Below are 22,484 nucleotides of genomic sequence, written 5' to 3'. Positions count from 1 at the left end.
CAGCGTGAACCCGGACACACGCAGCCCGCGTACCGGACGAGGTCCAGGTGCACTCGCCGGTGAAGTCGCCGTCCGATACCACTCACATCGAAGACTGAATCACGCCATCCTCAAGACGGTCAACATTTGAGCTCGCGTCTCAGATGCCGGGCACGGTGTCCTCGGGGTCCTCGGGGAGCTTGCAGACCCGCTCCAGGAAGATCGCGGCGGCGACCACCGCGAGGCCCGCCAGCACCGCGAAGCCCGCGTAGACCGCCTGGTCCCGGCGCGGCGGGACGTCGAACTGGTACATCAGCAGGAAGGCGCCGGCGCCGCCGTACATCCCGGCGACCAGCGAGGCGACCAGCGCACTCGCCTGGCCGAAGACCACCGCGCGCGCCGCCAGCAGCGGGTCGACGCCCTTGGCGCCGGGGACGCGGTCGCGCTGGGCGCGCAGCCGGGTCCGCAGCGACAGGGCGGTCGCGGTGAGCACCACCGCGATCAGCGCGAGCACGATGGGCGCGGCCAGCGGGACGCTCGGCAGGGTGCCGAGCGAGTCCCACAGCTTGGCGCCGGCCCAGGACAGCACCCCCGCCACCGCGAACAGCCCCAGCAGCGTTCTGATGCGCAGCGCCTTCACCGAGTGTTCGCCCCTCACATGGTTCATCTGCTGGTTGTGGTCCTGCTGGTCCTGCTGGTCCTGCTGGTGGTGCGGTCGGTGCCGGTGGCACCCGCCGTGCCCGACCGCTTAACGCTTATTCGGGCAGCCTGAGTTCCACGTCACCGCGGGCCTCCACGCCTGCGTTGCCGACCGCTGCGAGCAACTCTGCCACCTCGCCGTGGCCGGGGAGCTCCGCCGACGGGTCCACATCGTGCCAGGGCGCGAGAACGAAGGCCCGCTGGTGCGCTCGCGGGTGCGGCAGCGTCAGGTCGGGATCCTCCGAGACGATGCCCTGATAGGCAACGATGTCGACGTCGATGGTGCGCGGGCCCCAGCGCTCGCTGCGCACCCGCAGGAACGCCTCCTCGATCGCCTGGCCGCGTTCCAGCAGGGAGGACGGCGGCAGGGTGGTCTTCACCAGCACCACCGCGTTGAAGTAGTTGGCCTGGCTGCCGGGCTCGACGCCCCACGGCTCGGTCTCGTAGACCGGCGAGATCGCCTTGACGCGCACACCCGGGGTGTCCTCCAGGGCGTCGATGGCGCCCTGCAGGGTCTCCAGCCGGTTGCCCAGGTTGCTGCCCAGCGCGATCACGGCCCGCTGGGGGTTGTGCAGCGTCGTGTCGGCGGCGTCGACCTGCGCCACCACGGACGGGTGGACAGGCTGCACGGTGGGGTCGGAACTCACGGGCGCCTCCGGGTGATGGTGATGGTCACGTCGTCGAACGGAACGGTGATCGGGGCGTCCGGCTTGTGCACGGTGACCTCGACCTCCTGGACCGCCTCGTGCTTGAGGCACTGGTCGGCGATGCGCTGGGCGAGGGTCTCGATCAGGTCGACCGGCTCGCCCTTGACGACATCCACGACCTCTTCGGCCACCACGCCGTAGTGGACGGTCTTGGTCAGGTCGTCCCCGGCCGCGGCAGGAGCCGTGTCCAGGCCGAGCACCAGGTCCACGACGAAGGTCTGGCCCTCCTCGCGCTCCCTGGGAAACACGCCGTGGTTACCGCGGGCCTTGAGGCCGCGCAGCGTGACACGATCCACGAGATCACTCCTGCTGATGGTTCGGACGGACGGACAGGGTCCCGCCATGTGTACGGGCCCGCCCGGAATCGAATCTACCCGCGACTACCGACAGCACGTGCCGACGGGTTGTCCGGGGCCGGTCCGGCGCAGGTCAGAGCGGGCGGACTCCAGCCCTTTACCCACCAGCCGGTCGGCTACCCGTCCGCCGGCGGATTCTTGGCGCGAACGGGTGACAAGGTCGCCAACACGGCCGGATCCCGGGCCGGGTGGGTGAACGCGGGGTGGTCGGACGGTGAGGTTCAGGCGCCGGGGCCGGCGGTGTCCTCATCGTCGTCGTCACCGTCGGCGAGCACCGGGGACCCGTGGTGCACCCACAGCCGCCAGCCCTCCGGTGTGCGCCGGAACACATTGGTGGCGACCACGAGGGCGCCGACCAGAGTGCCCGCCGAGCCGTCCTCCTCGGCCGGTCCCCCGGTCAGGATGTTCTCGGTACAGGTGACCAGGGCCGTGTCGCCGTCGACCGCGACCTCGACATCGGTCAGGAAGAACTGGATGTACTCGGTGCTCGCCATGATCAGCGCGTAGGAGCGCATCACCTCGCCGCGCCCGCGCAGCACCGGCCATCCCGGGTGCACCACGGAGACCGTCTCGGCCAGCGGCCCGGTCAGCACGATCTCCTCCAGCGCGTCCAGGTCCGAGGTCTCGACCGCGTCGTAGAACGCCTGGTTCGCCTCCTCGACCTTCGCGGCCTCCGCCGTACGAGGCGTCACGCGGCACCCGCCGTGCCGGCCGCGCCTTCGATGGCCCGCGACACCCGGACCGCGTCCGCGCTCGCGTGCACCTCGTGCACCCGCACCGCCCAGGCGCCCTCGCGGGCGGCGATCGCCGAGACCGCGGCGGTCGCCGCGTCGCGTTCCCTGGCCGGCGGCGGATCCCCGGCCGATCCGGCCAGCACCCGCCCCAGGAACCGCTTACGGGACGCGGCCACCAGCAGCGGGCGGCCCAGTTCACGCAGCTTGCCGAGGTGCGCCATCAGCGCCAGGTCGTGCTCGGCGTTCTTCGCGAAGCCCAGGCCCGGGTCGAGGATGATCCGGCCCGGGTCGATACCGCCGGCGACCGCCCGCTCGCAGCCCTCGCGCAGCTCGGCGACGACCTCGTCGACCACGTCGCCGTAGACCGCCCGGTTGTTCATGTCGATGCTCTGCCCGCGCCAGTGCATGACGACGAACGGCACCCCCGCGTCGGCGACCACCGGGATCATCGCGGGGTCGGCGCCGCCGCCGCTCACGTCGTTGACCAGCCGCGCACCGGCCGCGACCGCCTGCCCGGCGACGGCCGCCCGCATCGTGTCCACGCTGACCAGCACTCCGGCGGCGGCCAGCTCCCGCACCACCGGGATCACCCGGCGCAGCTCCTCGGCCTCCGAGACCCGCGCCGCTCCGGGCCGGGTGGACTCCCCGCCGACGTCCACGATGTCCGCGCCGGACGCCACGAGGTCCATGCCGTGCTTGACGGCCAGCTCCGGGTCGAACCACTGGCCGCCGTCGGAGAAGGAGTCCGGCGTGACGTTCACCACGCCCATGACCGCGCAGCGGTCCCACTCAGGAAGGCCGTCCACGAAGCCCCGCAGCGTATTCATACGCCAAGCGTAGGCGCTGGCCGGTCGACTACTGGTCGCTGAGCCGGCCGCTCAACCACTCCAGGGCGGGCGGGATCTCCCGGCCCCAGGTGTTGAAGTTGTGGCCGCCGCTCTCCAGGATGATCGACGACATGTGCGTCGGCGCCTTCGCGGCGCCGATCAGCTTCAGCGTCTCCTTGTAGTTCGGCTCGCCCTTCTTGCTGCTGGTCACCAGGAGGTTCACCGGCGGGTGCGGCAGGTTCTTCAGCCGCCACGCCAGGTTGTTCTGGAGTTCGAGCTTCCTGTCGCCGCCGAACAGGTCGCCGGTCGTGCGGTCGCGCGGCGCCTTGTAGTCGGCGGACAGGCCGACCGCGGTCGAGTACGCCTCGGGGTGCCGCATCGTGAGCTTCAGGGCGCAGTAGCCGCCGGTGGAGTCGCCCATGATTCCCCAGTTCCGGGCGTTGGTGCCGACCCGGAAGTGACCGGACACGGCGGCGCGCAGGTCCTTGGTGAAGAAGGTCTCCGTCTGGGGGCCGCCGGGGATGTCCATGCACTCGGTGTCCCGCGGCGGGGCCACCGTCGGCCGCATCATGATCAGTATGGTCGGCTTGGCCTTGCCGTCCAGCACCTGCTGGTGGGCGATCGACGGGTACTTCATCTTCTTGAAGAGCGCCTCGGCGGTGCCCGGGTAGCCGGTGAGGATCACGGACGCCGGGAACCTGCGCTTGGCGTCCTGGAAGTACTCGGGGGGCAGATAGACATACGCCGGGGTGGTGATGTCGGACGCCCCGCCCTGGAACACCACCTTCTGGATCTGGCCGCCGACCTTCGGAACCGAACCCCCGGGCACGTTGACGTACTTGTGGCCGACCACCTGCAGTTGGTTCGCGGCTCCCGAGTGGTTGACGACGACGCCCGGCTCGGACTCCTGTCCGAACAGGTCGGCCCAGGAGGCGTAGAAGCCGAACGAGTAGTTGGCGGCCAGCCCGAGCGCCGCGATCATCGACAACTGGGTGAAGAGCATCATCCCGACCCGCCCCAGCACCACCGGGAGACTCCGCTTGGACAGCCGCGGCCAGAGCCATACGGTGGCCACGAACAGCACTACCGCGGCTATGACCGCCAGCAGTAGAACCTTCTTACTGGTGAGACCCATGTCGAGTGACGTACTTTCCTGTCTGCGGCCCGGTTCCGGCTCCTTCTGACGGAACCTAAGGGCCTTCCTTCGCGTCCTAGAGGGCGCAAATTGTTCATTACGAGAGCTGTTTGCGGAACATATCCCGCAATGTTGGGGCTTGGTGACCCATGTCTGTACAGGTAGATGGAGAACTCGGCTTCCGGGTTCCCTGGGCAGGTGCCCGTGTCTACTGATCGCGCAAACGCCGGCACGCGGCGTCCGCGGTTCCTCCGCTCCTCCTCCGTCCCCTCGGTCGTCGGTACCGCCGGGGCCGTAGTGGGGCTGCTCGACGTCGTCTCCGGCGTGTTCCCCGGTTTCCGCAACGGCCGGATGCACCACATGGCGATGGTCTTCCCCGGCACCATGAGTTCGCTCGCGGCGGCCGGGTCGGTCGTCACCGGCATCCTGCTGCTGATGCTGGCTCATGGCCTCAAACGCGGGAAGGTGCGCGCCTGGTGGGCAGCGGTGCTGCTGCTGCCGACCGGTGCCGCGACCCAGTTGGTGTACCGGCACTCGGGCGTCGGCGCGATCGTCTCGCTGGGACTGCTCGCGCTCCTGATCGTCCACCGGGCGCAGTTCAACGCGCTGTCGGACCCGCGCACCCGCTGGCGGGCCGCGGCCAACTTCGTGCTGCTCAGCGTCGTCGCGCTCGCGCTGGGGCTGCTGATCGTCAGCGCCCACCCCCGCGTCGAGATGGGCGATCCCAGCCTGATCGAGCGACTGCAGCACGTGCTGTACGGGCTTTTCGGTTTCGAGGGCCCGGTGAGCTATACGAGTGACCGGGCCTCGGACGTCGTGGCCTACTCGCTCGGCGGGCTCGGCTTCCTGATCGCCGGCACCACCGCGTATCTGATCCTGCGTCCGGCACGGCCGGTCGCCGAGCTCAGCGGTGCCGACGAGGACCAGCTGCGCGAGCTGCTGGCCAAGCACGGCGCCCGCGACTCCCTCGGCCACTTCGCACTGCGCCGCGACAAGAGCGTGGTGTTCTCACCGAGCGGCAAGGCCGCCGTCTGCTACCGGGTGGTGTCCGGGGTGATGCTCGCCAGCGGCGACCCCATCGGGGACGTCGAGGCCTGGCCGGGCGCCATCGAGCGCTTCATGGAACTGGCCCGGGCGCACGCCTGGATCCCGGCGGTCATGGGCTGCAGCGAGACCGGCGGCGAGGTCTGGACCCGCGAGACGGGCCTGGACGCGCTGGAGCTGGGCGACGAGGCGATCGTGCGCACCAGCGCCTTCACCATGCAGGGCCGCGCGATGCGCAACGTCCGGCAGATGGTGAAGCGCATCGAACGGTCCGGCTACGTCTGCAAGGTGCGCCGGGTCCGCGAGCTGTCGGACGCCGAGCGCGAGCAGGTCCGGCTGGCCGCCGACGCCTGGCGCGGCACGGACACCGAGCGCGGCTTCTCCATGGCGCTCGGCCGGTTCGGCGATGTCGAGGACGGCGACTGCGTGGTCGTCACCGCCCACAAGGAGCGGGAGGACGGCGTGGAGTCGCCGCTGGGCGACCTGCGGGCCGTGCTGCACTTCGTCCCCTGGGGCAAGGACGGCATGTCGCTGGAGCTCATGCGGCGCGACCGCAGCGCCGACCCGGGGCTCAACGAGCTGCTGATCGTCGAGGCGCTGCAGCACGCACCGGAGCTGGGCGTCGAGAACGTCTCGCTCAACTTCGCGATGTTCCGCTCGGCGCTCGCCCGCGGTGAGCGGATCGGGGCGGGTCCGGTGCTGCGCGGCTGGCGGGGACTGCTGGTCTTCCTGTCACGCTGGTTCCAGATCGAGTCGCTGTACAAGTTCAACGCGAAGTTCCAGCCGGAGTGGGTGCCGCGGTTCCTGGTGTTCCGCAACTCCCGGGACCTCCCCCGGATCGGCTTCGCCGCCATGCAGGCGGAGGGCTTCGTCACTCTGTCGCTGCCGCTGCCGGACGCGCTCCAGCGGTTCCTGCCGGGCCGGGCCAAGCGGGCCGCGCACAGCGCGCCCGGCTATGCCAACAGCTCGGAGCCGGAGCGGGTGGTCAAGATCGTCGCCTGATCGCTCCGTGACCACTGGTCACCACGGAAACCGGCCGGCCCCCTGTCATCAGGGGGCCGGCCGGTTTCGTCGTGCCCAGCGCGGCAGCCGGTCTCAGCGGCCGATGATCAGGCTCATCGCCTCGGAGCGGGTCGCCGAGTCCCGCAGCTGGCCGCGCACCGCCGAGGTGATGGTCTTCGCACCCTGCTTGCGCACCCCGCGCATCGTCATGCACATGTGCTCGCACTCGATGACGACGATCACGCCGCGCGGCTCCAGGATGCGCATCAGCGAGTCGGCGATCTGGGTGGTGAGCCGCTCCTGGACCTGCGGGCGGCGGGCGAACACATCGACCAGCCGGGCGAGCTTCGACAGCCCGGTGATCTTCCCGCTGGCGGCCGGGATGTAGCCGACGTGCGCGACCCCGACGAACGGCACCAGGTGGTGCTCGCAGCTGGACATCACCTCGATGTCCTTCACCAGCACCATCTCGTCGTGCCCGAGGTCGAACGTCGTGGTCAGGACGTCCTCCGGCTCCTGCCAGAGGCCGGCGAATATCTCCTTGTAGGCGCGGGCCACCCGGCTCGGTGTCTCCCGCAGGCCCTCCCGGTCCGGGTCCTCGCCGACCGCGATGAGGAGCTCGCGCACAGCGGCCTCGGCGCGCTTCTCGTCGAACTCACCGATGGCCCCCTCGCCATCCAGCGTCACCGGGTCGGTCATCTGTGCCTCGTTCCTCGTGCGGACCTGCAGAACCTGATGTGCGGGCAAAAGCGGAAGGCCGCGCCCCCAAGGCTAAAACCTTGGGGACGCGGCCTGCATTCCGGGATCACCTTCGCCGGCCGGCTGACGCCGACCGGTTTCCGGTGGTCAGCTGTCGGTACCGCTGCCCGAGTCCTCGGGAAGCTCCACCGTCTCGGTGGCCTTCTCGATGGCCGGGGTGGCGGTGCTGCTGCCGTTGGCGGACTGGCTGCCGTTGGTGAGCGCCAGCTCCTTCGGCGAGAGCACCGGCGGGCGGGTCGACGGCGTACGCCGCGAGGACCCGGTCCACGCCGGACGCGGCGGGCGCCTGACGATGGCCTTGAAGATCTCGGCGATCTCCTCCTTGTTCAGCGTCTCCCTCTCCAGGAGCGCCAGAACGAGGTTGTCGAGAACGTCGCGGTTCTCGACCAGGATCTCCCACGCCTCGTTGTGCGCGGTCTCGATGAGCTTCTTGACCTCTTCGTCGACCAGCCCGGCGACCTCTTCCGAGTAGTCGCGCTGGTGACCCATGTCACGGCCCAGGAACGGCTCCGCGTTGTCCGAGCCGAACTTGATCGCGCCGAGCCGCTCGGTCATCCCGTACTGGGTGACCATCGCGCGCGCCGTCGCGGTCGCCTTCTCGATGTCGTTCGAGGCGCCGGTGGTCGGGTCGTGGAAGACCAGTTCCTCCGCCGCCCGGCCGCCCATCATGTAGGCGAGCTGGTCGAGCATCTCGTTGCGCGTCGTCGAGTACTTGTCCTCGTCCGGCAGGACCATCGTGTAACCGAGGGCCCGGCCGCGGGAGAGGATCGTGATCTTGTGCACCGGGTCGCTGTTCGGAGAAGCCGCCGCGACCAGGGCGTGTCCGCCCTCGTGGTACGCGGTGATCTTCTTCTCCTTCTCGGACATGATCCGGGTCCGCTTCTGCGGTCCGGCCACGACCCGGTCGATCGCCTCGTCGAGGGTCTCGTTGTCGAGCAGCTTGCGATCCCCGCGGGCCGTCAGGAGCGCGGCCTCGTTGAGCACGTTCGCCAGGTCCGCGCCGGTGAAACCGGGGGTGCGGCGAGCGACGGCCCGGAGGTCGACGTTCGGAGCGACCGGCTTGCCCTTGGCGTGGACGTTGAGGATCTCCAGCCGGCCCATGAGGTCGGGGCGGTCCACGGCGATCTGCCGGTCGAAGCGGCCCGGGCGCAGCAGCGCCGGGTCCAGGATGTCCGGCCGGTTCGTGGCGGCGATCAGGATGACGCCGCCCTTCACGTCGAAGCCGTCCATCTCGACGAGCAGCTGGTTGAGCGTCTGCTCGCGCTCGTCGTGACCGCCGCCCATACCGGCACCGCGGTGCCGGCCGACGGCGTCGATCTCGTCGACGAAGACGATCGCCGGAGCGTTCGCCTTGGCCTGCTCGAACAGGTCACGGACACGCGAGGCGCCGACACCCACGAACATCTCGACGAAGTCGGAGCCCGAGATCGAGTAGAACGGCACGCCCGCCTCACCCGCGACAGCACGGGCCAGCAGGGTCTTACCGGTACCGGGCGGCCCGTAGAGCAGCACGCCCTTGGGGATCTTGGCGCCGACGGCCTGGAACTTCGCCGGCTCCTGCAGGAACTCCTTGATCTCGTGGAGTTCCTCGACCGCCTCGTCCGCCCCGGCCACATCCGCGAACGTGGTCTTGGGGGTGTCCTTGGTGATCAGCTTGGCCTTGGACTTCCCGAACTGCATGACGCGGGATCCGCCGCCCTGCATCTGGTTCATCAGGAAGAGGAAGACCACCACGATCAGCACGAACGGCAGCAGTGACAGCAGAATGCTGACGAACGCGTTCTGCTTGGACGGCGAGACGGTGTAACCGTCGGGCAGCGTGCCGCCCGCGTCCGCCGTGCCGTCGACCTTCTTCTGGAGATCAGCCGCGATGGCGGTGCTCTGGTCGGCGCTGACGTAGCTCGCCTTGAGCTTGGTGCCCAGGTCCTTACCGCCGACCTTGGCACCGTCGACGAGCTCGACCTTGATCATCTGCTCGTCGCCGGTGGTGATCTCCGCCGACTTGAGAATGTTGTCCTTGCTGTGGATCGCTTGCACGACCTGGCCGGTGTCCACCGTCTTGTAGCCGCCGGAGGAGCCGACGACCTGCATGAGGACGACCACGGCGATGACAGCCAGCACGATCCACATGACTGGCCCACGGAAATAGCGCTTGACGTCCATCCATGCGGGGCGCGGACGCCCCGTCCCTCCTGCCACAGTGAGGCAGCGCGGCTCGATGGCCGCGCGCACATCCGGTGTATGACCCGACCTTCGGACGGTACCTCAGCATTGTCCACCGAGGCGGCCGCCAACCGTTAACAATCCCGGCTTCCCCTGCTCCAACGGCGGGAAACGGTGCGGGGTTCCCCGTTGTCGGCACGGGCTGCGCCGAACGGGGACATCTTCGGACGAATCGGGCGTCAGCCGCCGTATACGTGCGGGGCGAGTGTTCCGACAAATGGGAGATTGCGGTACTTCTCGTTGAAATCGAGTCCGTAACCGACGACGAATTCATTGGGAATGTCGAAGCCGGTGTACTTCACATCGATCTCGACCTTGGCCGCCTCCGGCTTGCGCAGCAGCGTGCAGACCTCCAGGGAGGCCGGGCCGCGCGAGCCGAGGTTGCTGATCAGCCAGGACAGCGTCAGACCGGAGTCGATGATGTCCTCGACGATCAGCACGTCGCGGCCGGCGATGTCGGTGTCGAGGTCCTTGAGGATGCGGACGACGCCCGAGGACTTCGTGCCGGCGCCGTAGGAGGACACCGCCATCCAGTCCATCGTCACGTTGGTGGACAGCGCGCGTGCCAGGTCCGCCATGACCATCACCGCGCCCTTGAGCACGCCGACGATCAGCAGGTCCTTCCCGGCGTAGTCCTTGTCGATCTTCGCGGCAAGCTCGATCAGCTTGGCGTCGATCTCTTCCTTGGTGATGAGCACCTTTTCGAGATCGGTGCCCATGTCGTTCTCGTTCACCTGTTTTGGTTCCTCAAGGTCTACGACGGTGAGAAGAACAGTCTGCCATTGCGCCGACGGGCCTCGACGCCGCCCGGCAGGTTGAGACCTTTCTGCCCGCGCCAGTCGGTGACCAGCCGGTCGACCTCCTCGATATGGCGGGCGAACAGGAATCCGGGCGGGGAACCGGCCGCGATGACCGCGCGGCGCAGGATCCGGCGGCGGACGGCGGTCGGCAGGACGTACAGCCGGTCCGCGTCCAGGGTGCCGTCGCCGTCGGCAACATCACGTTCTGCGGTGGCCGCCCACTGGTCCAGGGCGTCCGCGTCGTCACGGGAGAGCTGGGCGGTGCGGGCCAGTGCCTCGATGACGCCCTTGCCGAGGGACTTCTCCAGCACCGGCAGCGCCTCGTGGCGGACCCGGGAGCGGGTGTACGCCGGGTCGTGGTTGTGCGGGTCCTCCCACACGTCGATGCCCTGGGCCAGGCAGCCCTTGCGGACGGTGTCGCGGTCGAGCAGCAGGAACGGGCGGCGGTAGCGGCCGCCGGCGCCCGATACGGCGGCCATCCCGGACAGCGAGCGGGTGCCGGAGCCGCGGGCGAGGCCGAGCAGCACCGTTTCCGCCTGGTCGTCCCGGGTGTGGCCGAGCAGGACGGCGGCGGCGCCGCGGGCGTCGGCGGTGGCGTCCAGCGCGCCGTAGCGGGCGTCACGGGCGGCGGCTTCGGGTCCGCCCTGGCGGCCGACGGTGACACCGACGGCGTCCACGGGGTCGAGCCCGAGGCCGCGCAGGCGCGCGGCGACTTCGAGGGCCCGGCCGGTCGAGCCGGGCTGCAGCCCGTGGTCGACGGTGACGGCCCCGGCGCGCACGCCGAGCTTGGGGGCCTCGAACGCGAGGGCCGCGGCGAGCGCCATGGAGTCGGCGCCGCCGCTGCAGGCGGCGAGGACGAGGGGGTTGGGGGCGGGGGTGGCGATGAGGACGTCGTGAAGTACGCGGCGGACCGCCAGGCGTATCGCGGCGACCGTGGGGTGGGGACCCATGTCCGGTTCCCTCCTATGGAGGCTGTGAGGGTGATAACGCAAAGTAGCTAGATGGTGACAGAAGCTGGGGCAGTACCCGAGCATCGCACGCCTTACCCTGCGCTTACGGTCCCTCGGACGGGTGAACCGGGAGGCGTTGGGTGGTCACGAATCGCTACGGCGGTGCACCCTTGCGACCCATTCCGCCGGTTTGGCGATCTCCGACTTCGTCGGGAGCGTGTTCGGCGACGTCCAGACGCGGTTGAAGCCGTCCATGCCCACTTCGTCCACGACGGCGCGCACGAAACGCTCGCCGTCCTTGTACTGACGCAGCTTCGCGTCCAGCCCCAGCACCTTGCGCAGCACCTGGTCCATCCGGCCCGCGCCGCTGGCGCGGCGCTGCTGGAACTTCTCCCGGATCTCCGCGACGGACGCCACGACATCGGGGCCGACGCCGTCCATCACGTAGTCCGCGTGGCCCTCGAGCAGCGACATGACGGCGGTCAGCCGCGCGAGGATCTCCCGCTGGGCGGGGGTCTGGACGAGATCGACGAGGCTGCGGCCCTCGTCGGCCTCGTCCTCCTCCTTCGCGCCGCCGCCGGCGGCGAAGGACTGGGCGGCCTCCCTGAAGCGGTCGATGACGGTGGAGGCGTCCATCTCGGTCTCGCCGAGGAATGACTGGATCTCGCCCTCGATGTGGTCGCGCAGCCACGGCACGGCGGTGAACTGCGTGCGGTGCGTCTCCTCGTGCAGGCACACCCACAGCCGGAAGTCGTGCGGATCCACGTCGAGTTCCCGCTCGACGTGGACGATGTTCGGAGCGACGAGCAGCAGCCGGCCCGCGCGGGGCTCTCCCGGGCCGGGGACGACGGGGCCGGCCGGCAGCTCGCGGGTGGCCGGGGCGAACGTCTCGTACTGGCCGAGCACCCGGGACGCCAGGAACGACAGCAGCATCCCGACCTCGACGCCGGTGACCTTGCCGCCGACCGTGCCCAGCGCCATCCCGCCGATGCCGCCGGGGCGGCGGTCCTGCATCTTGCCCAGCAGCGGCTTGAGGATCTCCCGGAAACCGGCGACGTTCGCCTTCACCCAGCCGACCCGGTCCACGATCAGCACGGGCGTGCCGTTCGTCTGCGCCTCGGCGTCCCCGTACATGCGGGTGAACCGGCGCACGTGCTCCTCCGAGGAGCGCGCGTGCTTGCGCAACTCGGCCACGATCGCCCGCGCCTCGTCCCCGCTGACCTCAGGTCCCGGCCGCATCAACCGCTGTGCGGTCGCCACTGCGAGATTCCAGTCGACCATCTCGGCACCACCGATGCTCGTCATGCCTTCACGGTACGTTGCCGCCCCCGCTTTGGGGGTCGGATAACGCCCGGGGTCCGGGGGCGCGGCCGGGACGGGGGCTGAGAAGGGGCTGGGGCGGGGCTCAGCAGCCGCAGGCGGCGAGGGCGGACGCCAGCCGGTCGAGGGCGGATTGGGCCGCTGTCGCGGACGTGGTGCCCTGGGTGAGGAACGCGAAGGTGAGCAGCCGGCCGTCGGCTGCGACCACCGTGCCGGTGATGGCGTTGACGCCGGTGAGGGTGCCGGTCTTGGCGCGGATCAGGCCGGCGCCGGAGGCGGGGCCGCCGCGGAACCGGTCGGAGAGGGTGCCCGAGAAGCCGGCGACCGGCAGGCCGGTGAGGATCGGCCGCAGTTGGGGGTGCCGGGGTGACGCGGCCAGCGCGAGGAGCCGCGCGAGCTGTTCGGCGGACAGCGCGTCGGCGCGGTTGAGGCCGCTGCCGTCGGTGAACTTCGCCCCGGCCAGCGGCAGGCCGAGCCGCCCCAGGGCCGCGGCGACCGCCTGCTGCGCGCCGCTGAAGCTCGCGGGCAGGTGCGCGGCGATCGCGGTCTGCCGGGCGAGGGCCTCCGCGATGTCGTTGTCGCTGTTGGTCAGCATCCGTTCGACGAGCGAGGACAGCGGTACGGAGGCGGCCTTGGCGAGCTGTGTGCCGGACGCGGCGGCGGGCGTCCTGGCGGGGGTGCCCGTCACCTTGATGCCGCGCGCCCGGAGCAGCTTCGCGAAGGCGGTGGCGGTGTCGGCGGCCGGGTCGGTGGAGCGGTCGGCGGGGCCGTGGTCGCTCGTGTCGAGGCGCCCCTCGTTGAGCATCAGCGAGGTGACCGGCGCGATGTTCTCGTTGTTGCGGCCGATCGGATGCTGGACGGGGCCCGAGTAGAGCGAGAGGTCGTAGCCGAGCGAGGTGGCGGTGGTGCCGCGCGCGGTGAGGGCGCGCGCGGTGTCGTCGGCCAGGGTGCGCAGCGCGGCGGCGGTGAGGGTGGGGTCGCCGCCGCCCACGAGCACGGTGCTGTGCGGCCCGGTCGCCAGCACGGTCGTGGATATCCGGTGGTCCGGGCCGAGTACGGACAGCGCGGCGGCGGCCGTCGCGATCTTTATCGTCGAGGCCGGCACGGACGGGGTCGCGGCGCCGGAGCCGTACAGCAGCTTGCCGGTGGCCGCGTCGATGACGGCGCCGGTGCGCAGTGTGCCGAGGGCCGGGTCGCGCAGCAGCGGTGCGAGCCTGGCCGCGAGCGCCTGCTGGGTGGGGAGCGTTCCCGGGTCGGCGGCGGGCGCGGTGAGCACCTTGGCGGCGGGCGGGGCCGCGGCCTCGGCGGGCGGCCGCCGGCGCGACCCAGGGGCGCTGCGGCTGTCCGGGTGGTGACCCCGGGAGGCGGCGGCCGCCCGTTCCGCCGTACGCTGGCCCGACTCCCACGGTCCGGCCACGGCCACCGCCGCGAAGGAAACGGTCAGTCCGACTGCGGCCGACCCCGCCACTACCTGCCATGTTCTGGCGTCCGGCACCCCCGACCAGCCCCTTTCGCGACCACACACCTGCGTGGGAGACACTTAACCACCAGAAGTATGTGCTGATCATGGAGGAGTAGGGCCTTGGAGTTCGACGTCACGATCGAGATCCCGAAGGGTTCCCGGAACAAGTACGAGGTGGACCACGAGACCGGTCGTATCCGCTTGGACCGCCGGCTCTTCACCTCGACCAGTTACCCGGCCGACTACGGCTTTGTCGAGAACACCCTCGGCGAGGACGGCGACCCGCTGGACGCGCTGGTCATCCTCGATGAGCCGACGTTCCCCGGCTGCCTCATCAAGTGCCGCGCCGTCGGTATGTTCCGTATGACCGACGAGGCGGGCGGCGACGACAAGCTGCTGTGCGTGCCGGCGTCCGACCCGCGCGTGGAGCACCTGCGTGACATCCATCACGTATCGGAGTTCGACCGCCTGGAGATCCAGCACTTCTTCGAGGTCTACAAGGACCTGGAGCCCGGCAAGTCCGTCGAGGGCGCCAACTGGGTCGGCCGTATCGAGGCCGAGGCCGAGATCGAGGCGTCGTACAAGCGCCTGAAGGACTCGGGTCAGACCTTCCACAGCCACTGACACCCAGAACGACCGGACGCCGGGCGGGCCCTTCACGGGCACGCCCGGCGTTCGCGCGTTCCACCGCCGCTCAGAAGCCTCGGGTGCGCTTGGCCGCGCGCCGCCGGGCCGGGTCGGCCGAGCCCGGGGTCTTGAGGAACATGCGGGCGATCTCCCCGCCGAGGTTCACACCGATGGCGACGGCGAGGGCGAGCGCCGCGGCCTTCGTCAGGGAGGCGAACCCCTCCGACGTGTGGTTCTGGGTGAAGGCGAGCAGCCCGAAGTACGTCGCGGAGCCGGGCAGCAGCGGGCCGATCGCGGCCGTGACGTACGGCAGGACCGACGCGTACCGGTAGCGGGCCATCAGCTGGCCGAAGAGGCCCACCAGGCCGGCGGCGGCCGCGGTGGCGACGACGGGGTTGGCACCGAGCTGCTGGTGGAGCACCCCGTAGACCGTCCAGGCGACCCCGCCGTTGAGCATGGCGAGCAGCAGCACACTGCGCTCGCACTGCAGCAGCACCGCGAAGGCGAGGGTGAGGGACATCGCGGACAGCAGCTGCACCCAGGGATGGTCGTAGGCGCGCAGCGCCTGTTCCGGGTTGAGGTCGGCGCCCAGCCGCACCCCCGCGTACAGCACGATCGTCACGCCGAAGACGATGCCGACGACGAGGTACATGACCTCCAGCAGGCGTGCGGACGCGGTGATGTAGAACCCCGTCAGGCCGTCCTGGACACCGGCCACCAGGGCCCGCCCGGGCAGCAGCGTGAACAGTCCACCGGTGATCACCGCGGACGCCTGGAGGTCGGTGGCGCCCGGCAGGTGGTCGGCGTAGAGGTTGACGACGATGCCCATCGCGGCGGCCGGCATCGCGGCGGCGGCGAACTGGTAGAACTCCGGCAGCCCGCGTCCGGCGCAGAGCCAGGCCAGCCGGTCGCCGAGCATCGCGGCGAGCGCCGCCGCGAAGAAGATCAGCGGACCACCGCCGACCAGGATGCTCGCCGAGCCGGCCAGCAGCCCGGCGGCGCCGGTCAGCACCCAGCCGCTGTACGGGTGCCGGTTACGGCGGATGGTGGCGAGCCGGCCGTAGGAGTCCTCCAGCGTCGCCTCGTGCGCGGTGATGTCGTCCACGAGCTGGAAGACGGCCGCCAGCCGCGTGTAGTCGGTGCCCCGGCGGCGCACCGTGCGGCTCGCGCTGACCGGCGGCTCGACGAGGGACGGCTGGTACGAGATGCCCAGCAGCGTGAACGTGACCGTGGGTTCCACGCGGGCCAGGCCGTAGGCGTGCGCGACGCCGAACATCGCCGCCTCGACGTCCTCGGCGCCCTCACCGCCCGCGAGCAGCAGCTCGCCGATGCGCAGGGTGAGGTCGAGCACACGGGGCACCGGCGGCCCGGACTCCGGCTTGTCCGCGGGCAGCTCCGGCACCGGACGCTCGGTGACGGGCATCCGGACCAGCTCGCGCATCCGGTCCTGCCAGGGGACGACGCCCTTGGTGAGCCGTATGACGGGGATCCCGTCGGGGGGTGTGAACGCGTTCCCGGCTCCGCCGTGACCGGCGCCGTAGGCGGCTGAGGAGACGGGCGCGGTGAAGGCGGAGCCCTCCGCCTCGGGGCCGGCCGGCAGCTCCACGCCGGTCGGCGCGGCGAACTCCGAGGTCGTCGAACTGTCGGATTCCGGGGCAGGCGGCAGCGGTACGCCCACGGGCGGGGTGAACTCCGACCGCGATTCGTCCGAGTCCGGCTTCTCTTCGTCCGACACGTTGACCGACCACCTCCGGTGATCAGTGTGCAGGGCGCACGGCACCCACCGCGATTCCCGCCCCGATCACCGCACCGGCGGCGGACGCCGGCCCTCCGCTACTTGGCCCGGTGACGGCCGCCCCGGCCGGCGGTGCCGACGGGCGGCGGAGGCAGGTCGGCGGGGGGCCGGGGGCCCTCCTTCTTCGACTTCGCGCGGGCCCGGAGGAACTCGATGGCGATCGGCACGACCGAGACCAGCACGATCGCGACCAGGATGAGCTCGATGTTCTTGTGGACGAACTCGATCTGGCCGAGCCAGTAGCCGAGGAGGGTGACGCCGCCGCCCCAGAGCGTTCCGCCGATGATGTTGTAGGTGACGAAGGTCCGGTAGTTCATGCGGCTGACGCCGGCGATGATCGGCGTGAACGTGCGGACGATCGGCACGAAGCGGGCCAGCACGATCGACTTCGGACCGTGCTTCTCGAAGAAGGCGTGCGCCTTCTCGATGTTCTCCTGCTTGAAGAGCCGGGAGTCCGGCCGCCGGAAGAGCGAGGGTCCGACCTTGCGGCCGAAGAGGAAGCCGACCTGGTCACCGACGATGGCGGCGACGATGATCAGCACCGTCACCAGCCACAGCGGGGTCTTGAGGGTGCCGCCCGCGACCAGGAGTCCGGTCGTGAAGAGGAGCGAGTCCCCGGGCAGGAAGAATCCGATCAGCAGGCCCGACTCTGCGAAGACGATCAACAGCACGCCCCACAGGCCGAACGAGTTGATCAGGTGGTCGGGATCGATCCAGCTGGGGCCCAGGGCAATGTTGGTCACCGTTTAAAAGTACCAACCGAATCGTTGCGCCCCCTGTGCGTGACGGCCGGGCGCCATCTGTGCGTGACAGCCGGCCCCCGTCCGTGCGGACTCCGTGACGGGTCGGTGAAAGATCGGCGTCGTAGAGATCGCGCCAACCGTCTTGGCCGAAACGTTCCCCAACGCAGGGGCGGTGCATTACGTTCTCCGCAACGCCACGCGTGCACCACTGGCAAGTCTCCTGTCGCAGCATCTGAACCTTCTGGCGGATCCTGTTATGACGCGCGCCATCTCCCTGCACGATCTTTCGAAGACCTACCCCAAGCAGCCCGCCCCGGCGGTCGACCGGTTCTCCCTGGAGATCCCCCCCGGCGAGTTCCTGGTGCTGCTCGGTCCCTCCGGCTGTGGCAAGTCCACCGTGCTGCGCATGATCGCCGGGCTGGAGGACATCAGCTCCGGGGAGCTGATGCTCGACGGCGAGTACGCCAACAACCTCGCGCCCGGCGACCGCCGGATGGCGATGGTCTTCCAGAACTTCGCGCTGTACCCGAGCATGACCAGCCGGCAGAACATCGGGTTCCCGCTGCGCTTCGAGATGCCGGGCGAGGACCAGAACCCGCGGGTCGAGGAGACCGCGCGGATCCTGGGCATCGAGGAGATCCTGGACCGCTACCCCGGGCAGCTGTCCGGCGGCGAGCGGCAGCGGGTCGCGATGGGCCGCGCCATCTCCCGGCATCCGTCGGTGTTCCTGATGGACGAGCCGCTGTCGAACCTGGACGCCAAGCTGCGCTCGCATCTACGCGCCGAGATCGCCCGGCTGACCCGCGGCATGGGCGTCACCACCGTGTATGTGACGCACGATCAGGCGGAGGCCATGTCGCTCGGCGACCGCGTCGCGGTCATGCGCGGCGGGGTGCTGCAGCAGGTCGGCAGCCCGCGCGACACGTACCACCTGCCCGTGAACGTGTTCGTCGCCGCGTTCATCGGGACCCCGCGGATCAATCTGCTGCAGGCCACGGTGCTGGCGCCGCTGGGCGGCGGCATGTGGATCGACTTCGGGCGGCAGCGGCTGGGACTGCCGGAGCCGCTGAGCCTGGACCACCAGATGCTCCGCATCCAGCAGGGCCGCGACATCATCGTCGGGCTGCGCTCCGAGGCGGTCCGGATCGCGGCCCCGAGCAGCGCGCACGCGGGCGAGGTGGTGCTCAGCGGCATCGTCGAGCACGTGGAGTACCAGGGGCACGAGTGCCTGGTGCATCTGAACACCGGCGCGAAGCCGGCGGTCGTGCCGGAGCTGGAGGCGCCCCGGCTGCCCGCCCAGCGCACCCGTTCCGCGGCCCGGCGGGCGGCCGCCGGCCCCGGCGGGCTGGGGAAGCTGGCGCGCAAGGCCGCCGGGCGGTTCCCGGGGCTGCTCCAGGAACCGGACAGCGCGGGCGCGGTCAAGGTGCTGGACCCGCCGCCGGCCGACCGCGCGGAGCAGCCGACCGGCGACCTGGTGGTCCGCACCGGACCCGACATCCGGGTCCGGCCCGGGGACCGGGTGCCGCTGCTGGTGGACCTGGCGCACCTCTACGTCTTCGACAACACCGGCCGCCGGATCTGCCCGGCGCCCGCGGAACAGCCGCGACTGGAGTAGTGCGGGGCGCGACCGGAGTGGTCCGGCGTCGCGACTGGAGCAGTGCGGCGTCGCGACTGGAGTAGTCCGGGGTGCGGCGGGCGCCCGCAGGGGTGACCGTTCCCTCATGGGTATCGATGATTTCGGCGGCGGCCAGTCAGAGCACTCCGACGTCCTGGTGGTGACCACGAACGAAGCGCCCGGCTACCGGGTCGAGAAGGTGATCGGCGAGGTGTTCGGGCTGACCGTGCGCTCCCGGCACATCGGGAGCCAGATCGGCGCCGGGCTCAAGTCGATGATCGGCGGCGAGCTGAAGGGTCTGACGAAGACCCTGGTGCAGACCCGCAACCAGGCGATGGAGCGGCTCGTCGAGCAGGCCCAGGCCCGCGGGGCGAACGCCGTGCTCACCATGCGCTTCGACGTGACCGAGGCGGCCGACGTGGGCACGGAGGTGTGCGCGTACGGCACCGCGGTGGTGCTGGTGCCGGTGTAGCCGCTGGTCTTGCGGCAGCGGGCTGTAGCCGCTGCGCTTACGGCAGCGGGTGCAGCCGCTGCTCCTACGGCCGAACGCCGTCGGACGTTGCCGTCAGACGTTGCGGACGGCGTTCGCCAGGATCGCCTCGCGGAGGTACCCGGCCAGGCCGGGGCGGACGGCGTCGTAGGTGGCGGTGAAGCGCGGGTCCGCGATGTACATCTCGGCGAGACCGACGTGGATCTCGTAGCTGCAGTCGTAGTGGAAGCGCCGGATCTGTTCGCGGTGCTCCTCGGCGAGGTCCATCGCCGGGACGGAGTCCGGCTCCGCGCCGGAGTCCATCAGCGCGACGAACCGCCGGTTGAGATCGTCGGCCTCGTTCCTGATCCGCAGCCAGTCCTCCTTGGTGTACGAGGCGGCCCGGCGCTGCGACTCGGCGTACGCGTCGGTCCCGCCCCAGCGGCGTTCGGCCTCCTCGGCGTACCGGTCGGGGTCGTGGTCCCCGAAGACCTCGAACTTCTCCTCGGGTGTGAGGTTGATGCCCATCTTCTTCGCCTCCATGGCTCGTTCCACGGCGGCCGCCATCTCGCGGAGCCGGGTGATCCGGTCGGTCAGCAGCCGGTGCTGGCGGCGCAGGTGCGCCGAGGGGTCGGCGGCCGGGTCGTCCAGCAGGGTGGCGACCTCGTCCAGGGGGAAGCCGAGCTCCCGGTAGAAGAGAATCTGCTGCAGCCGGTCGAGGTCGGCGTCGTCGTACCGCCGGTGGCCCGCGTGGCTGCGGCCGCCCGGGGAGAGCAGCCCGATCTCGTCGTAGTGGTGCAGGGTCCGCACGGTGATGCCGGCGTAGCCCGCGACCTCTCCCACGGAGTAGCCCATCGCTTCCCCGCTCCTTCCCTCTGCCGCTGCCCTGCCGCGCTTCCGGGGTCCACCGTGACGCCTCACGTCGCGTGAGGTGCAAGTGGCACACTTGTTCGCATGCTCGGGATAACTGATCTTTCTACGTACCTGGCGGGGCTGGCCCTGATCATCCTGCTGCCGGGGCCGAACTCGCTGTACGTGGTGTCGGTGGCGGCCCGGCTCGGGCCGCGCACCGGCTACCGGGCGGCGGCCGGGGTGCTGTGCGGCGACACCGTGCTGATGACGCTGTCGGCGGGCGGGGTGGCGTCGCTGCTGCAGGCCAGCCCGCTGGCGTTCACCGTGGTCAAGTTCGCCGGTGCGGGCTATCTGACCTGGCTCGCGGCGGGCATGCTGCGCGGGGCCGTGGCGCTGTGGCGCGGGCGGACCGAACGGAGCGCTGCGGCCCCGGGCGGGGACGGCGCGCCGGCGAAGCAGGAGAAGGCGGAGCGGCCGTTCCGCCGGGCGCTGGTGGTCAGTCTGTTCAACCCGAAGGCGATCCTGTTCTTCGTCGCGTTCTTCGTGCAGTTCGTCGACCCGGGGTACGCGCACCCGGCGCTGTCGTTCCTCGCGCTCGGCGCCTGGGCCCAGCTGTTCAGCTTCACCTATCTGACGGTGCTCATCTTCAGCGGCACCTACCTGGCGGCGGCCTTCCGGCGGCGCCGGCGGCTGACGGCGGGGCTGTCGGCGGGCGCGGGGGCACTCTTCCTGGGCTTCGCGGCGAAGCTGTCGCTGGCCGGCACGGTCTGACCGCGCGGGAGGGGCGTGGGTGACCTCTTCCTGACGGGCGGGACGGCCACGGGCGCCGTATCGTCCCGATGGGAACCCGTTGAGGAGGCACCATCATGAGCACTCCCGTGAACGCCGCCGTCGTCCGCTGCCCGGCCACCGTCTGATGGCGCTGCACAAGGGAGCCGGGGACTCCCGTCCGCTCGCGGTCAACCCGTTCTTCTACGGCGACGCCGACCCTGTCGGCAGCATGCGCACCGCGCCGCCCAAGCACCGGCTGCCGGACGGGCCGATGTCGCCGCACACCGCGTACCAGCTGGTCCATGACGAGTTGATGCTCGACGGGAACTCACGGCTCAACCTGGCGACGTTCGTCACCACGTGGATGGAGCCGCAGGCCGATGTGCTGATGGTCGAGTGCCGCGACAAGAACATGATCGACAAGGACGAGTACCCGCGCACCGCCGAGCTGGAGCGCCGCTGCGTGGCGATGCTCGCCGACCTCTGGAACGCGCCGGACCCTGAACAGGTCATCGGCTGCTCGACGACCGGCTCCTCCGAGGCGTGCATGCTCGCCGGCATGGCCCTCAAGCGGCGCTGGGCGAACCGCAACGCGGACCGCTATCCGGCGACGGCCAGGCCCAACCTCGTCATGGGCGCCAACGTGCAGGTGTGCTGGGAGAAGTTCTGCGCGTTCTGGGAGGTCGAGGCGCGCCTGGTGCCCGTCCAGGGCGACCGGCTGCACCTGGACGCCGAGTCGGCCGTGGCGCTGTGCGACGAGAACACGATCGGCGTAGTCGCCGTGCTCGGATCCACCTTCGACGGATCGTACGAACCGGTCGCGGAGATCTGCGCGGCCCTCGACGCGCTCCAGGAACGTACCGGCCTGGACGTACCCGTCCACGTGGACGGCGCGTCGGGCGCGATGGTCGCCCCCTTCCTCGACGAGGACCTCATCTGGGACTTCCGGCTCCCCCGCGTCGCCTCGATCAACACCTCGGGCCACAAGTACGGGCTGGTCTACCCCGGCGTCGGCTGGGCGCTCTGGCGCGACCACGACGCCCTCCCCGAAGAGCTGGTCTTCCGCGTCAACTACCTCGGCGGCGACATGCCGACCTTCGCCCTCAACTTCTCCCGGCCGGGCGCGCAGGTCGTGGCGCAGTACTACACGTTCCTGCGCCTGGGCCGCGACGGCTACCGCGCCGTACAGCAGAGCAGCCGCGACGTGGCGATGTCCCTGGCCTCCCGCATCGAGGCGCTCGGCGACTTCAAGCTGATCACCAAGGGCGACCAGCTGCCGGTCTTCGCCTTCACCACCACCGGTGAGATCAAGAACTACGACGTCTTCGACGTCTCCCGCCGCCTCCGCGAAAGTGGCTGGCTCGTCCCCGCCTACACCTACCCGGCGGACCGCGAGGACCTCGCCGTCCTGCGCGTGGTCTGCCGCAACGGCTTCTCCGAGGACCTCGCCGACCTCCTCGTCGAGGAACTCTCCCGCCTCCTCCCCGAACTCCGCCAACAGGACGGCCCCCTGGACCGCCCGGCAGCGGAGGCAACGGCGTTCCACCACTGAGGGCGGGGGGCGCCGTTCGCCGGCCGGGTTGTGGTTCAACCTGCCCGGCGATGGGGCGCGCCC

At 70.6% G+C, this 22,484-nt stretch carries 21 protein-coding genes; 6 read left to right on the top strand and 15 right to left on the bottom strand.

Features of this window, described 5'->3' with window-relative positions; translation table 11 throughout:
* Nucleotides 1-139 precede the first annotated feature (139 nt).
* From C6N31_RS32645 to C6N31_RS32620, 6 genes are all read right to left on the bottom strand, one after another.
* Nucleotides 140-619, bottom strand: coding sequence for a DUF3180 domain-containing protein (locus C6N31_RS32645; RefSeq protein ID WP_138355920.1), 480 nt, complete (start codon nt 617-619; stop codon nt 140-142).
* 115 nt (nt 620-734) lie between these two features.
* The gene (gene folK / locus C6N31_RS32640; RefSeq protein ID WP_138355886.1) at nt 735-1,325 is read right to left on the bottom strand and encodes a 2-amino-4-hydroxy-6-hydroxymethyldihydropteridine diphosphokinase; all 591 of its coding nucleotides are present in this window, start codon (nt 1,323-1,325) and stop codon (nt 735-737) included.
* Nucleotides 1,322-1,681, bottom strand: coding sequence for a dihydroneopterin aldolase (folB, locus tag C6N31_RS32635; RefSeq protein WP_138355885.1), 360 nt, complete (start codon nt 1,679-1,681; stop codon nt 1,322-1,324). The genes folK and folB overlap by 4 nt, the downstream gene beginning before the upstream one ends.
* 281 nt (nt 1,682-1,962) lie before the next feature.
* The gene (locus tag C6N31_RS32630) at nt 1,963-2,433 is read right to left on the bottom strand and encodes a nuclear transport factor 2 family protein (protein ID WP_138355884.1); all 471 of its coding nucleotides are present in this window, start codon (nt 2,431-2,433) and stop codon (nt 1,963-1,965) included.
* The gene (gene folP, locus C6N31_RS32625; protein WP_187144924.1) at nt 2,430-3,302 is read right to left on the bottom strand and encodes a dihydropteroate synthase; all 873 of its coding nucleotides are present in this window, start codon (nt 3,300-3,302) and stop codon (nt 2,430-2,432) included. The genes C6N31_RS32630 and folP overlap by 4 nt, the downstream gene beginning before the upstream one ends.
* A 28-nt stretch (nt 3,303-3,330) precedes the next feature.
* Nucleotides 3,331-4,437, bottom strand: coding sequence for an alpha/beta hydrolase (locus tag C6N31_RS32620; protein WP_138355883.1), 1,107 nt, complete (start codon nt 4,435-4,437; stop codon nt 3,331-3,333).
* A 165-nt stretch (nt 4,438-4,602) separates the two neighbouring features.
* Here C6N31_RS32620 and C6N31_RS32615 point away from each other — a divergent pair, with 165 nt between their 5' ends.
* Nucleotides 4,603-6,483, top strand: coding sequence for a phosphatidylglycerol lysyltransferase domain-containing protein (locus tag C6N31_RS32615; RefSeq protein WP_138355882.1), 1,881 nt, complete (start codon nt 4,603-4,605; stop codon nt 6,481-6,483).
* Nucleotides 6,484-6,576: 93 nt separating this feature from the next.
* Here the strand turns inward: C6N31_RS32615 and folE are convergent, their stop codons facing one another.
* The 6 genes from folE to dacB form a co-directional block, all read right to left on the bottom strand.
* The gene (folE, locus tag C6N31_RS32610) at nt 6,577-7,182 is read right to left on the bottom strand and encodes a GTP cyclohydrolase I FolE (RefSeq protein WP_138355881.1); all 606 of its coding nucleotides are present in this window, start codon (nt 7,180-7,182) and stop codon (nt 6,577-6,579) included.
* 147 nt (nt 7,183-7,329) lie between these two features.
* Nucleotides 7,330-9,405, bottom strand: a complete 2,076-nt coding sequence (ftsH, locus tag C6N31_RS32605; RefSeq protein WP_138355880.1) for an ATP-dependent zinc metalloprotease FtsH — start codon at nt 9,403-9,405, stop codon at nt 7,330-7,332.
* Between the two features lie 239 nt (nt 9,406-9,644).
* Nucleotides 9,645-10,184, bottom strand: coding sequence for a hypoxanthine phosphoribosyltransferase (hpt, locus tag C6N31_RS32600; RefSeq protein WP_138355918.1), 540 nt, complete (start codon nt 10,182-10,184; stop codon nt 9,645-9,647).
* Between the two features lie 35 nt (nt 10,185-10,219).
* Nucleotides 10,220-11,215, bottom strand: coding sequence for a tRNA lysidine(34) synthetase TilS (gene tilS / locus C6N31_RS32595; protein WP_138355879.1), 996 nt, complete (start codon nt 11,213-11,215; stop codon nt 10,220-10,222).
* A 144-nt stretch (nt 11,216-11,359) separates the two neighbouring features.
* The gene (locus C6N31_RS32590) at nt 11,360-12,520 is read right to left on the bottom strand and encodes a zinc-dependent metalloprotease (RefSeq protein ID WP_138355878.1); all 1,161 of its coding nucleotides are present in this window, start codon (nt 12,518-12,520) and stop codon (nt 11,360-11,362) included.
* Nucleotides 12,521-12,620: 100 nt separating this feature from the next.
* Nucleotides 12,621-14,030, bottom strand: a complete 1,410-nt coding sequence (gene dacB, locus C6N31_RS32585; RefSeq protein ID WP_138355877.1) for a D-alanyl-D-alanine carboxypeptidase/D-alanyl-D-alanine endopeptidase — start codon at nt 14,028-14,030, stop codon at nt 12,621-12,623.
* Nucleotides 14,031-14,117: 87 nt separating this feature from the next.
* On the opposite strand from dacB, the gene C6N31_RS32580 reads away from it, so the two are divergent.
* Entirely contained in the window at nt 14,118-14,621 is a 504-nt protein-coding gene (locus C6N31_RS32580; RefSeq protein ID WP_138355876.1) for an inorganic diphosphatase, read from the top strand.
* A 70-nt stretch (nt 14,622-14,691) separates the two neighbouring features.
* On the opposite strand, the gene C6N31_RS32575 is transcribed toward C6N31_RS32580, so the two are convergent.
* Together C6N31_RS32575 and C6N31_RS32570 are read right to left on the bottom strand one after the other, a co-directional pair.
* Nucleotides 14,692-16,359: a threonine/serine exporter family protein gene (locus tag C6N31_RS32575; protein ID WP_138355875.1), complete on the bottom strand. Its 1,668-nt coding sequence runs from the start codon at nt 16,357-16,359 to the stop codon at nt 14,692-14,694.
* A 98-nt stretch (nt 16,360-16,457) separates the two neighbouring features.
* Complete coding sequence (locus C6N31_RS32570; RefSeq protein WP_138355874.1) at nt 16,458-17,162, bottom strand: DedA family protein; 705 nt, start codon at nt 17,160-17,162, stop codon at nt 16,458-16,460.
* A 256-nt stretch (nt 17,163-17,418) separates the two neighbouring features.
* Between C6N31_RS32570 and C6N31_RS32565 the strand changes: the two genes are divergently transcribed.
* Together C6N31_RS32565 and C6N31_RS32560 are read left to right on the top strand one after the other, a co-directional pair.
* Nucleotides 17,419-18,777 (top strand): ABC transporter ATP-binding protein, encoded by a 1,359-nt coding sequence (locus C6N31_RS32565; protein ID WP_198358829.1) that lies wholly within the window; start codon nt 17,419-17,421, stop codon nt 18,775-18,777.
* A 106-nt stretch (nt 18,778-18,883) separates the two neighbouring features.
* The gene (locus tag C6N31_RS32560) at nt 18,884-19,249 is read left to right on the top strand and encodes a YbjQ family protein (RefSeq protein WP_138355872.1); all 366 of its coding nucleotides are present in this window, start codon (nt 18,884-18,886) and stop codon (nt 19,247-19,249) included.
* A gap of 93 nt (nt 19,250-19,342) precedes the next feature.
* On the opposite strand, the gene C6N31_RS32555 is transcribed toward C6N31_RS32560, so the two are convergent.
* The gene (locus C6N31_RS32555) at nt 19,343-20,101 is read right to left on the bottom strand and encodes a MerR family transcriptional regulator (RefSeq protein ID WP_138355871.1); all 759 of its coding nucleotides are present in this window, start codon (nt 20,099-20,101) and stop codon (nt 19,343-19,345) included.
* 99 nt (nt 20,102-20,200) lie between these two features.
* Here C6N31_RS32555 and leuE point away from each other — a divergent pair, with 99 nt between their 5' ends.
* Nucleotides 20,201-20,869 carry a leucine efflux protein LeuE gene (leuE, locus tag C6N31_RS32550; protein WP_138355870.1) on the top strand — a complete coding sequence of 223 codons (669 nt, stop codon included), beginning with the start codon at nt 20,201-20,203 and terminating at the stop codon, nt 20,867-20,869.
* Between the two features lie 145 nt (nt 20,870-21,014).
* Entirely contained in the window at nt 21,015-22,421 is a 1,407-nt protein-coding gene (gad, locus tag C6N31_RS32545; RefSeq protein WP_138355869.1) for a glutamate decarboxylase, read from the top strand.
* The last annotated feature ends 63 nt before the right edge of the window (nt 22,422-22,484 follow it).

Source organism: Streptomyces fildesensis, from assembly GCF_016107395.1.
Lineage (GTDB): Bacteria > Actinomycetota > Actinomycetes > Streptomycetales > Streptomycetaceae > Actinacidiphila > Actinacidiphila fildesensis.
This window is presented reverse-complemented; position numbering and strand designations above follow the sequence as displayed.